Origin of the sequence: Bacillus sp. CBEL-1 (genome assembly GCF_004348885.1) — a bacterium.
Taxonomy (GTDB): domain Bacteria; phylum Bacillota; class Bacilli; order Bacillales; family Bacillaceae_H; genus Priestia; species Priestia aryabhattai_A.
In genome coordinates this window covers 811,066-823,502 of the sequence record NZ_SBIM01000013.1, presented here as the reverse complement: position 1 = coordinate 823,502, position 12,437 = coordinate 811,066, and the positions used below count along the sequence as shown (strand labels likewise).

At 36.0% G+C, this 12,437-nt stretch carries 10 protein-coding genes, 2 pseudogenes and 1 riboswitch; of the genes and pseudogenes, 7 read left to right on the top strand and 5 right to left on the bottom strand.

The features are described 5' to 3' along the window. Positions 1-28 precede the first annotated feature (28 nt). Both EPL02_RS14175 and EPL02_RS14170 read right to left on the bottom strand, forming a co-directional pair. Entirely contained in the window at positions 29-1,393 is a 1,365-nt protein-coding gene (locus EPL02_RS14175; protein WP_131888058.1) for a sensor histidine kinase, read from the bottom strand. Then, a complete protein-coding gene (locus EPL02_RS14170) occupies positions 1,390-2,061 on the bottom strand; it encodes a response regulator transcription factor (protein ID WP_094912075.1) in 672 nt (223 codons plus the stop codon). Before EPL02_RS14170 ends, EPL02_RS14175 begins: the two co-directional genes overlap by 4 nt. Before the next feature lie 273 nt (positions 2,062-2,334). Between EPL02_RS14170 and EPL02_RS14165 the strand changes: the two genes are divergently transcribed. Beyond that, positions 2,335-3,549 carry a S1C family serine protease gene (locus EPL02_RS14165; RefSeq protein ID WP_131888484.1) on the top strand — a complete coding sequence of 405 codons (1,215 nt, stop codon included), beginning with the start codon at positions 2,335-2,337 and terminating at the stop codon, positions 3,547-3,549. Further along, positions 3,546-4,172, top strand: a complete 627-nt coding sequence (locus tag EPL02_RS14160) for a hypothetical protein (RefSeq protein WP_131888057.1) — start codon at positions 3,546-3,548, stop codon at positions 4,170-4,172. The genes EPL02_RS14165 and EPL02_RS14160 overlap by 4 nt, the downstream gene beginning before the upstream one ends. Positions 4,173-4,610: 438 nt before the next feature. Here EPL02_RS14160 and EPL02_RS14155 read toward each other — a convergent pair whose 3' ends face one another. After that, complete coding sequence (locus EPL02_RS14155; RefSeq protein WP_131888056.1) at positions 4,611-5,066, bottom strand: Lrp/AsnC family transcriptional regulator; 456 nt, start codon at positions 5,064-5,066, stop codon at positions 4,611-4,613. Positions 5,067-5,257: 191 nt separating this feature from the next. Next, positions 5,258-5,397: riboswitch (cyclic di-AMP (ydaO/yuaA leader) on the top strand. A 131-nt stretch (positions 5,398-5,528) separates the two neighbouring features. Here EPL02_RS14155 and EPL02_RS14150 point away from each other — a divergent pair. From EPL02_RS14150 to EPL02_RS14140, 3 genes are all read left to right on the top strand, one after another. After that, positions 5,529-6,188 carry a potassium channel family protein gene (locus tag EPL02_RS14150; RefSeq protein WP_131888055.1) on the top strand — a complete coding sequence of 220 codons (660 nt, stop codon included), beginning with the start codon at positions 5,529-5,531 and terminating at the stop codon, positions 6,186-6,188. Between the two features lie 3 nt (positions 6,189-6,191). Continuing rightward, positions 6,192-7,517, top strand: a complete 1,326-nt coding sequence (locus tag EPL02_RS14145; protein ID WP_094912079.1) for a TrkH family potassium uptake protein — start codon at positions 6,192-6,194, stop codon at positions 7,515-7,517. A gap of 976 nt (positions 7,518-8,493) precedes the next feature. Then, positions 8,494-9,615: a S8 family peptidase gene (locus EPL02_RS14140; RefSeq protein ID WP_094912080.1), complete on the top strand. Its 1,122-nt coding sequence runs from the start codon at positions 8,494-8,496 to the stop codon at positions 9,613-9,615. Between the two features lie 320 nt (positions 9,616-9,935). On the opposite strand, the pseudogene EPL02_RS21390 reads toward EPL02_RS14140, so the two are convergent. Both EPL02_RS21390 and EPL02_RS21385 read right to left on the bottom strand, forming a co-directional pair. Beyond that, positions 9,936-10,230, bottom strand: a pseudogene (locus EPL02_RS21390) (methyl-accepting chemotaxis protein); the annotation flags it as partial. Positions 10,231-10,413: 183 nt separating this feature from the next. Then, positions 10,414-10,878: pseudogene (locus tag EPL02_RS21385) on the bottom strand (protoglobin domain-containing protein); the annotation flags it as partial. A gap of 315 nt (positions 10,879-11,193) precedes the next feature. Between EPL02_RS21385 and EPL02_RS14130 the strand changes: the two are divergent. Together EPL02_RS14130 and EPL02_RS14125 are read left to right on the top strand one after the other, a co-directional pair. Further along, positions 11,194-11,862: a C40 family peptidase gene (locus EPL02_RS14130; protein ID WP_094912082.1), complete on the top strand. Its 669-nt coding sequence runs from the start codon at positions 11,194-11,196 to the stop codon at positions 11,860-11,862. A gap of 221 nt (positions 11,863-12,083) precedes the next feature. Beyond that, a complete protein-coding gene (locus tag EPL02_RS14125) occupies positions 12,084-12,431 on the top strand; it encodes a DUF2642 domain-containing protein (protein WP_094912083.1) in 348 nt (115 codons plus the stop codon). The last annotated feature ends 6 nt before the right edge of the window (positions 12,432-12,437 follow it).

The window sequence follows — 12,437 nt, the reverse complement described above, 5'->3', positions numbered from 1 at the left end:
AGCCGTGGCGAAAACGTCACGGCTTTGTTTATAAAACTGGAATGCGAATAGTAAAAGAAACACCTTTATCTAAATTTTGTACGGAGATTGTCGCATTATGCATAGTAACAATTCGCTTTACAATACTGAGCCCAATGCCAAATTCTCCTTTTGAACCTTTTTCAAACGGTTCAAAAATCGTAGATAGCATGTTCTCTTCGATAGGAGATCCGTCATTGGCAATTCGACACTCTACAACGTCCATCTCTTCATAGAAACTTTTGTGAACAGAGATAGAAATGGATGAATCAGCGTATCTAATCTGGTTTTCTAAAATGTTCTCAATAACTCTGGTCCATTGTTCTTTATCACCGTCAATAGTCACTCTATCATCCCTAATATCCCACTGAATTTCAGTACGACTCCACCGTAGTCTATCAACTACCTCGCAAATAAGTTCTGACAAAGCAAAAGGCTCATGATTGACAGGATGAGCAGATAAGTAATCTAACTTTGTTAAATATAGTAAGTCGCGAATTTTCTTTTCCAATTTCTGTGATTCATCTTCGATGACTTGAACGGTATTGGATAAATCTCCTTTTGGATAAATACCATCTTGGATCGATTGAGCGTAGCTTCTAATGACCATTACAGGAGTTTTCAAATCATGTGAGATATTTTGAAGAAGAGTTTGTTGTGCTTCTTCTTTTCGAATGAGTCGTTGTCGCATTTGTTCTATAGAAGAACCCAATTTTCCAATTTCATCTGTACGATCTAACGTGACAGGCTCGTGCCATTCTTGCTCTGCAATTCGCTTAACATGCTTCTCAAGTGAAACAAGAGGGCGACTTAAATATTTTGCGAGCCAAATAGAAGGAATCCAGCTTAGAAGGAAAACGATAGACATTACGACTAATAGCTGCTTAAATAAAGCGGAAGCTAAAGCATTTCGATACGTATCCCATGAAAATGATAGTAAAAATGCTGGCTGGTCGTTAATGATTACTTTACTAACCACATAGAATAAAGTTCGGTTACCTAAGTCTTTTTCATACCGTTCGACAGCGGATTCTTGATTTTGAGCTAGATGCTGTGCATGTCTTAAAAAATCTTGAGGTAGAACACGTGATGATAGATAGGAAATATCGACATTTTCAGGTAACAAAATGTGGTCTACCGTACGGTTTCGTAAGGATGGTCCATCTTCATCATTGCTAAAGTAATATTCACCAGATCGGCTAGGCAACCCGTATTCTTTTAAAATATGCTGTTCATTTTCAATACTTGTATAAATTTCATCCGTAAAGAATTGTCTAAGTGCGCTTGGAAATAACGTAGCTAACAAAAGTGAGATAACTAATAATATACCGGAGATGACAAGCCAAATTTGAAAAGCAAGAGATCGATTTTTCATGTGCTCATCATCCGATAACCATATCCATAAATCGTTTCAATTCGAGCATGTGGGAGCTTCTTCCGAACTCTGCGTACTAAATCATCCACAACTCGGTCTGAACCGAAATAATCCTCACCCCAAATAGAGTTTAATAACTGCTCGCGTGAAAATGCTTGACCTATGTCTTTAGATAATGTAACAAGAAAATCAAATTCTTTTGACGTTAAATCAATAGGCTCATTGTTTTCATATACAGTTCGTGTATGAAGGTCTAACGTATAGGGACCGATAGCAATTGTTGATTCGTATTTTTGTTTTTGACCATATACAAGATTTAAAAGCTTTTGAACACGAATAACAAGCTCGCGAGGCAGGAAAGGCTTAGACAAGTAGTCATCGCTTCCCATTTCAAGCCCTAACACTCGGTCAATATCTGCGTCTCTAGCAGAAATGAAAATCACGGGAATATGAGGGGTAGCGGACTTAATTTCACGGATGAGTTGATAACCATCGATATCAGGAAGCATGATATCTAAAACCCAAAGGCTAGGAGGGGTATGAATCATTGCCTTGGCATCTGTTCCATTTGAAAATGAAGTAACAGACCAGCCTTCTTTTTGTAAATAAAGGGTTAAAACTTCATTTAAGTTTTGTTCATCTTCGACTAAGTAAATTGTAAAGCTCACTTTATACACACTCCTCTTTCTATTCAAAGCTATTATACTATGTGTTTGGAAGCAGAAAAAAATTTTTCACAATTTCCCATATTCTTTTGATACTTATCCCAAAATTTTGTTTTATAGTGTACATAACGAAAAAACATAATTGAATATAAAGGAGCTAACCATATGGAACCAAGAGACTTTAATCAAAATCACAATGATGATGAATATAACAGTCATTCTAACAATGAGCAAACACAGAATCAATACAATGAGGAATACGATAAAGAACGAAGTATGAGACAAGACTACTCGTCTTATCGTTCTGAGAATGGAAGAGAAGAAAAATCTAAAAAAAGGTTTTTACCATTTCTTGCATCGTCTATCGCAGGTGCTGTATTAGGTGGAGGAATTGTGTTATATAGTGCACCTCAGCTAGGGTTTATCAATGACGGAAGCCAAACTAATACTGCATCCACTTCAACAAGTGCTACAGCTACGACCAAAACCATTAGCACCAATGTAAGTCAAGGTGACCTAGTATCCGTTGTGGATAAAGTTTCACCAGCTGTAGTAGGTGTAAACAATATTCAAGAGCGAACCAATCCTTTTTCAGGAGATACGCAAACAGCAGAATCTGGAACAGGTTCAGGCGTCATCTTTAGGAAAGATAATAACAAAGCATATGTTGTAACAAACAATCACGTAATAGAAGGATCAAGTAAAGTTGAAGTTACGTTATCAAACGGAAAAAAAGAGGATGCCAAAATTGTAGGTGCGGATCCGCTCACTGATTTAGCTGTTTTAGAGATGGAAGCTAAAAACGTAGAAGCGGTAGCGGAGTTTGGTGATTCTACTTCACTTGTTGCCGGAGAACCAGTACTTGCAATTGGAAACCCTCTTGGTGAGCAGTTCTCAAGAACAGTTACACAGGGGATTGTGAGCGGCACGGAGCGAACGGTAAACATTACAACATCAGCTGGAGAATGGAATTTGGATGTTATTCAAACAGATGCAGCTATTAACCCAGGAAATAGCGGTGGAGCATTAATTAATGCTGCCGGTCAAGTAATTGGTATTAATAGTTTAAAGATTGCTGAAGACGGTGTAGAAGGTATTGGATTTGCTATTCCAACTGCAGATGTTCAACCGATTATTGATAAGCTAATGAAAGACGGCAAAATTAATCGACCATATATGGGAGTTGGCCTGCAGGATGTAGCGGGTTTATCAGCTGCAATTAAAGAAAATGAGCTGGGCTTAACAGAAGATACTTCTGACGGTGTTGTGATTACAACAGTTGAACCTTTTTCAGCTGCTTCAGAAGCTGGCTTGCAATCAAAAGACATCATCGTAGGGATAGATGGTAAAGAAGTAAAAACATCCAGTGATTTACGCAAGTATTTATACACGGAGCGTGCAATTGGAGATAAAGTAAAGCTTGACGTTTACAGAAACGGAAAAAAAATAAACCTTTCACTAACGTTGAAGCAACAAGGCAACGATGAATGATGTACACAGCACGGCAGCTATTTCTATTTTTAATCGCTGCCTTGTTGATTACTGGGTGTGTAAATGCTTCTGAAGAAGTGGTTTTTCCAACACTAAACAATGAACAGCCGTCTAATAAGGTGGTCGCTATATACAGAGGTGACTCTATTACAAATGGTGAGTTTCAAGAGTTTTTAGCCGTACAAGGTTTTCTAAACCCGGATGCTCCGGTAAACGATTCTTCTTATCGAAAAGATGCTCTATATCAGCTTATTGTTGATAAGTATGTGGGAGAAAAAGCTATGGATACTGATTGGGTAAATCAACAGTCAGAACAGCTGTGGAATGAAATTGAAAGTTCCTATAGTCAAAAAATTAGAGAGAAAGCCTATGAAGAGTTAGGCATTACGGAAGCAAGCGTAAAAAAACACATTAAAGCTCATTATCAATCCAAACAATTTTTTCGAGACAAAGTATCCGAAGAAGATGTAAACGATTATTTTGACAAAGCAGAATATAGCGCTGAATTTAAAACAGTTGAAGAAGTGAAAGAGCCAATTTTGCAAAAGCTTGTGCAAAAAGCTATCAATAGCTATATTCAGGATGAGTTAAAGAGACAGGTTAAGCGCGTTGAAGTCTCCTAATTCACCTTTTATATAGATTACTGAGGCTGGGACGTAGACATTTCAGCTACTCTAGAAAAGTTATGATTTGTATGTGAGAAGGAATCTTTTCCTTATGCCCAAGCCTCATCCTATTCGTTCTTTTCATTGATGAAGCCCCCTTTTATCGTGATAGAGCAACGTGAATAAAGTGGAAAAAAATAGAAATAGACAAGTGGTTTTACAACTGATAAAATAAGAGTGTAAAACTTTCATTATTCGGAAAATTCATCGTCCTTTCACCTTTTGGTTGAAAGGCATTTTTTTGTTTACTTCCTGTAAAAGGATACAGAAGATAAAATGGGTAGTAACTATTCATATTCCTCAAACGTGATGATATCATCACGTTTTTTTGTAGTTAAATGTTAATGTTGAGCTTTATGAAAAGACGTGATGATTTGAAGTAAATCATAGTCTACCTCATTTTTCTTTTAAAAGGCAGTCGATAAAACCAGGTTGGATTTCAACTTGTGAGATTCCTACATGAGACAAAGTATGTGCAAAAGGGGTGACTTCATCGATAAAAGACTCAAGTTCCTTAAGGCTTGGCAGCTGTAATTTTGTAATGAAGCAAGCTTTTCCAGCTATCCGTTCACAAAACAAGGCGTATGGATAAGTAGCGATAAACTTTTTAAAACGGTTATATTCTCCGTTTTTAATTGTAACCTCAACAAAACAAGAAATAGGAAGTCCTAATTTTTCACAGTTAATATTAACGGAATATCCGCTAATAATACCAACGTGTTCGAGGTGACGAACCCGTTCAGCGACGGACGGAGCCGATAAATTGACTAGTTTGGACAGCTCTCTCATAGAAAGTCGAGCGTTATTGGTTAACTCTTTTAAAATATGTAAATCAATGCGATCAATGTTCATAAGCTTCTATCATCTTTTCCGTTTTTATATTCTATTATAGTGAAAAAAGATAAAAAATTCTTCTTTTTTTCTTCTTATTTTAAGAGAGATTTTATTATTTAAAAAAGTATTGACATACCAAAAATGTGGGAGTAATATAAGGTGAAATCTTAAGTAATAACTTATTTTTCCATTTAAAGTAAGAAACCAACATAATACAATCGCTGAATCCTAATAGGAGCGGAGGAACCAATTTTGCACGTTTTGTGCTCGGGGTGAATCCTTTAGAGGTAGGGTTACTCTCATGACCCGAATCCGACAGCTAACTTCGTAAGCGTTTTGAGGGGGAGATGTAATGTGTAGAAAAACACAGGATCCTTCCTGTGTTTTTTTGTGCGTAAATTATTCGTTCAAATAAGTAAGATACTAAAAAAAGAGCACAATAAAAAAGAGAGAAACCGGAACAAGAAAGGATAGTTTGAAATGAAGAAGCAATTTGCGGTATTAGGATTAGGGCGTTTTGGCGGCAGCCTTGTAGAAGAATTCGTCAATCTAGATGTGGATGTTCTAGCTATTGACCGCAATCAAGAAGTCGTAAATAAGTACACAAATACAGCCACCTATGCGGTGCAGGTGAATGGTGTAGATGAAGCAAGTCTCAAAAGTCTTGGAATTCGAAATGTTGATCATGCAATTGTATCATTTGGAGACGATATTGAAGCGAGTGTATTGGTAACAATGTTATTGAAAGATATGGGTGTGAAGCAGGTTTGGGTAAAAGCAGTAAATTCATACCATCAAAAAGTACTTGAAAAAATTGGAGCCGATAAGGTTATTCATCCTGAGCGAGATATGGCTAAGCGAATTGCGCACCACGTAGTTTCTGAAAAGATTATTGATTACATTGAACTTTCAAAGGACTATAGTATTGTGGAAATAATGGCTTCAAAAAAGATTCATAATAAAACACTATTTGATCTAAACATCCGTTCAAAGTATGGGTGTAATATTATTGGGTTTCAACGTGAAAACGGTGAAATGGTGATTTCTCCAACAGCCCATGAAATTATTCATGAAGGTGACATGCTCATTGTTATTGGACATAATCGAGATATTAATCGCTTTGAGGAAGAAGGCGTATAATCAATGAGTTTAGCCAGAAGTATTAAGCTAACGCCCCCCCAATTGTTAACATCAATCTTTGGGGGTGGAATTATTATTGGTGCACTACTTTTAATGCTTCCGTTTTCTACAACAGAACCAATCTCCTGGGTAGATGCTTTGTTTACATCTACTTCAGCCATGACGGTAACAGGGTTAGCGGTTGTAGATACAGGAACGCGCTTTACGGTATTTGGGCAGGTAATTATTATGCTTCTAATACAAGTGGGTGGATTAGGGATTATGTCGTTTGCTGTACTAATCTTTATTATGCTTGGCAAAAAAATTGGTTTTAAAGAACGAATGGTAGTCCAGCAAGCTTTAAATCAAACCAATATTGGCGGCGTCATTTTGCTAGTAAAGCGCCTTTTTATTTTCTCTTTTCTCATTGAATTAATTGCACTGATCTTTTTAGCAATTCGGTGGGTACCAGAGTTCGGATGGGGAAAAGGGCTGTTTTTTAGCTTGTTCCATTCAATATCAGCATTTAATAACGCTGGCTTTGGACTTTTATCGGATAGCTTAGTACAGTATGTAGGAGATCCGCTCATTAATATTGTAATTTCATTCTTATTTATTATTGGGGGAATTGGATTTACGGTATTGGCAGATTTGTGGGATAAAAAGTCTTATAAAAAGCTTAGCCTGCATTCAAAATTAATGATTATTGGAACATTTGCTATTAATATTGTGGCGATGCTGTTTATTTTTTTCTTAGAGTATGGAAACGCTAAAACGTTAGGAAGTTTGAGTTTTGGTGACAAGGTGTGGGCATCATATTTTCAAGCCGTTAGCACGAGGACTGCTGGATTTAATTCTATTGACATAGCTAACTTGACGGATTCAACAGCTTTTTTAATGATCATTTTAATGTTTATTGGGGCAGGGAGCGCGTCTACTGGTGGAGGAATAAAGTTAACAACGTTTATTGTTATAACATTTGCCGTAATTTCATTTATTCGCGGACGTGAAGATATTGTTTTATTAAAGCGCAGGTTGAGTACTGTATATGTTGTAAAAGCATTAGCTATTTCGATGATTGCAATTATGTTTGTGTTCTTCGCTACGTTTGCAATAAATATATCGGAACCAAACACGCCTTTTTTAAAGCTTATGTTTGAAGTTGTATCAGCATTTGGAACAGTTGGCTTATCTATGGGAGTAACACCAGAACTATCATACGTTGGACGTGTTATTATTATTTTTATCATGTTTTTAGGTAAAATAGGTCCGTTAACCTTAGCGTTTTCTTTAGCTAAACCAAAACGGGAAAAAATTCGTTATCCAAATGAAGATGTATTGATTGGATAATAAAGAGACCGCATTCTTTGTTTATCTATGAAAACAAAGAATGCGGTCTTCTTTTTTGTATTAAAACATAATAGTAGCCCCTAAAATTGTGGCGATCATCAAAAAAAATGTAAGCATTAAGATTCCTGGCAATTTTGATTGATTGCGCATTCACTCAATCCCTCCTTTTCAATTATTATCACGTTAAAGTGACTTCCTTTATATAACGTATAAGTAAGTGATTTAGATTCATTTTTTTGAAATCTTTTAGCTTACTTCCAAAAGTAGGCTCCTTCTTCAAGCAGAGTAAGGCTGTAGTCCACCAGTCAGTGATAAGTGGTGCGAATAGTTTATGATATAAAATCCTAGTATTGAAAAAGATGGATTCATAAAGTAGGTAGCAGTGTTTCTATTTTATAAAAAAAGATCAGAATCCACGTTTGTCCATGGCAAAAAAACGTATATTGAATATAGTAAAATAGGAAGTCATTATGATTTCCTTTCACATCATAACGCCCTCTAATAAAGGCCCGATGCATGACAATTCCCCCAACTGTCTGGTTCGATCGGTATGTGACCATACTCTTTGTATGGTCTTTTTTACTTGTTAGATTGAAAGAAATCAATATATATAATAATAATTATAAAGAACTAAAAAAGAATAGGTCTTTATTAGTGTTTTTGAAAGTAAAGAATGTTTAGAATATTATTATAATATTATTTTATGATACTGATATAATAATATGAATATTTTGCAACTGTTCTTTTATACTTTCTAGTAAAGTATACTCTTTAATTGGGAAAAAAATACTTTTTAAATGCCCTTAGATTCGTTCATGTCAGCTTTTCTATACAGTCTATTAACCTATAGCCAAAAAGTTGTAAAAATAGATAATTAAAGTTAATAAATCCAACTTTCACGGTAAAGTTAATGGATTGTCTCTGCTGCTACTAAACTACTAAAACTAGCAGTAGAAAATACGAAAGGGGCAATGGGATGAAAAAGTATAGTTGGTTAAAAGTTGTAACATCGTTAGCAATTACGGCAGGGGTATTAATACCATCCACTGGAGGAGCTTATGCAGCAACTGAAGAAAAAGAACAAGTGATTGTAGGTTTTAAAAATAGTGTAAATGAAAAGAGTATTACAAAAGCAAACGGTAAAGTGAAAAAGAAAATGAAAGAATTACCGATTGCTGTCGCAGAAATGACTCCAAGCGAAGTTAAAAAACTTGAAAAAGATCCAAACGTAGCTTATGTAGAAGAAGATATTCGTATTTCAGTAGCAGCAGACACGCAAGATTGGGGAATTTCCAAAGTGAAAGCTCCTACAAGCTGGGCTACTGGTTTAAGTGGTCAAGGTGTTAAGATTGCTGTAGTTGATTCTGGAGTTGCAACAAATCATCCTGACTTAAAAGTAGCTGGAGGAGCTTCATTTGTGTCCTATACATCTTCTTATAATGATGATAATGGACATGGTACGCACGTAGCAGGAATTATCGGTGCTGAAAACAATGGTACAGGTACAATTGGTGTTGCATATAATGCAGATATTTATGGTGTAAAAGTACTTGAGAGCAGCGGTTCTGGCAGCCTTTCTAGTATCATTGCTGGAATCGACTGGTCTGTAGCAAATGATATGGATATTATTAACTTAAGTTTAGGAACGTCTGTAGGCTCTACAGCATTAAAAACAGCAGTTGATCGTGCTTATCAAAGTGGAGCAGTTGTAGTGGCTGCTGCAGGAAACTCTGGAAATTCTGCTGGAACAGGGGATACAGTAAATTACCCAGCGAAATATGATTCAGTTATTGCTGTAGGAGCTACAGATCGTTATGATCGCCGTGCTTCATTCTCATCAACTGGCTCTACTGTTGAAATAGCAGCTCCTGGTGCAGCTATTCTAAGCACATACTTAAACGGTCAATATTCAACGTTAAGCGGTACGTCAATGGCTAGTCCTTATGTTGCTGGTATCCTAGCGCTATATAAACAAAAATATCCATCTTATTCAAATGCACAGTTACGTCAGTTGTTAATCAATAAATCAATTGATTTAGGACCAGCTGGTCGTGACACGCACTTCGGATACGGATTATCACAAGCTGGAACTTTTTAATTTAGATAAAGACAAAGCAGAGCCTTGGCTCTGCTTTGTTTATACTTTTTCAGATAGTGTATAAAGCTCATCGGATGACGCAGCAATCTTATCAATACGATTTGTTAATTCTGCAATAATAGAGGATATTTTGTCTAGTTCTTTTTTTGTTAGAATGCTCTGTTGTTTATTTTCTGTTGTGACACTCAAAACATTTGTGAAAAACGTTGTGATGTTATTCATATTTACCGTTGTATCTTTTGTTAACCCTGCAACTTCATCTCCAATCTCAGCTACGCTTTTGATTTGCTTTTGAATATCTTTAATGAAAGTTGAAATATTTGCAATTGATTTTTTTGTTTCCTCCGCTAATTTACGAACTTCCTGAGCAACCACAGCAAACCCTTTTCCATGTTCCCCTGCACGAGCTGATTCAATTGAAGCGTTTAAAGCAAGTAAGTTCGTTTGTTCAGCAATCGAGGTTACAATTGCCACGATTTGTGTAATTTGCTTTGATGTATCTTCTAATGTTTTCATGCGTTGCTGAATAAGAGACGTATTTTTCTGAATGTCATTAAGCATTGCTTGCTCTTGTTCGAGCTTAGTTTGACTTTCAATTGCATCTTTGGAAACCATCTCAGCTAACTCTGAACTTTTATTTGCAAATGATACAACATCCGCTGTTTGACCGCTTATTTGGCAAACAAACTGTGCTGTTTCCTCAGACAAGCTGGCTAATAAGGAAGAGGTATGGCTAATTTCATCTTGAATGAGCTTTTTCTCTTGATATAAAAGTTGTCGTTGTTCTTCAAAAGCTTCTTCATAAGCAGTTAACACAATTTGCTGTTCCAGGTTTATGAGCGTTGTAATACTTTTGATGGTTTGAATGCATGTTTCTTTCTCTTCTATCTCCTCATGGCATAAAGCAATTAATGCAATTTGTAAGTTCTGAAAAGCGCATAAATAAAAATTCGGTTCAAGACCAATTTTTACGTGCATGTGTGAAATCATTTTGCGCTTTTGGACAAATTCATCATCCACTTTGCCGTTAAACATTTCTAATATATGTTTTTGTAGCGTGTTTTTTAAGCGATCAATACTGCTGTGTTTTTCAATAATGGTAACTAAGTGTTGCTGTTCTCCAATAGCTCGGTAAAATTCATTTACAATTGAATTAAGATTTTCTTCAACTGCAGGCTGTAGCCTAACGATTCTATTAAGGTCGTCTAAGTTTAGACCAATCATTTTGATTTGTTGTTGAATTGCTAAATTAGACACTTGCATGCTTGCGTTCATTTCTTCAAGAGCAACTACTTTTTCGGTACGTGTATTTCTCCTAAACCAATTCATAAAATCACCTATTATCCTTAAAGTTGTAAGCACATATATGGGTATATAACGGTCATGGACCCTTACTATGTATTTCGGTTTACTTGTTGAAAAGCTTGAGCGTTATTTTTAAAAATGTCATGAAAATGTGATGTGCTGTCATGGAATTGTTATGTTCCATTTATCTGACTGTGATGCGTACATGATAAGGTGATACAGTGACCACTTTGATCGATAGTAGTGGGGAAAATAGGTGAAGGAGTGTGTATAATGAAAAAATTGGTTGCGTCTATGTTAATGGGAGGAGCCGTATTGTCTACACCAGTCATTGGACAAGCTGCTTCAAGCGACGAGCTATTAAAGCAAGGGATGAAAAATGAAAGCGTATATGAAGTAAAAGATATTTTAAAGCAGGAAGGATATTTAAAGGGTGAGGTTTCTACATACTTTAATTACGAAACAAAAGTAGCAGTTCAAGCTTTTCAACAAGACCATAATTTAAACGCTGATGGAATTGTTGGACCAAAGACACATCAAGAACTAGAAACAACGGGAGTTGAAGAAGGAACGTCTAGCTTGGATGAGTCTGCGGTTATTAGTAAAGCCAAATCTCTTATTGGAACACCTTATAAATGGGCAGGTACAACACCTTCTGGCTTCGATTGCAGTGGTTTTTTACAATATGTATATAAGGAAAGTGTAGGTGTAGAAATCCCGCGCACAGTGGCAGACATATATGCAGCAGGTGAAAGTGTGAAGGAACCTTCCGTAGGAGATATTGTTTATTTTGAAACGTATAAGGAAGGACCTTCTCATGCAGGGATTTATTTAGGTAATGATCAGTTTATTCATACATCTACTTCAAAAGGTGTAACAATCAGTGATAAAAACTCGAGCTATTGGAGTGAACGTTATTTAGGTGCTAAAAGAGTAAAATAGGTTGAGAAAACAGTAGAGACTTCTACTGTTTTTTTGTTTTTTAAAAGTTAAACCATTGTTCATCCTTTCTTTCTTAGAATCCAAGACAAGCGCATATTTATTGAAAAATGTGAAAAAAGTTCTATCACTTCCTCCTTACAGCTTGTATATATTGGTAAAGTAATCGTTTGAGTGTTCTAGTAAAATTCAAATGATTTCATAACTAACAAGGAGGAAAAAATATGTGGTGTTATAGCTATTATCGTCTCAAAAAGAAAATTAAGAGACTGTTATTTTCAAAAAGATTTGGTACTTTTATCGAAAACAGTACAAAAAAAGCAGTAGAAGAGGTTGTTTATTCTCAGCGGTTTCGAGACTACTTTATTCAGCTGATAAGAGAAGCAGATGTTTCACCTTTTAAGGAAATTGCACTTCAATATTTAAATGAAGAGGTTGTCATTTCAACAGTTGCGGGACCTTTGCAAGGTACGGTTACTGAAGTAGGCGATGACTATTTAAGGTTAACCGAAAGTGCTACTTCCAGTGTTTTATTACCATTTACTAGTATTATTACAATTCAAAAAGCTTAAAGAGAG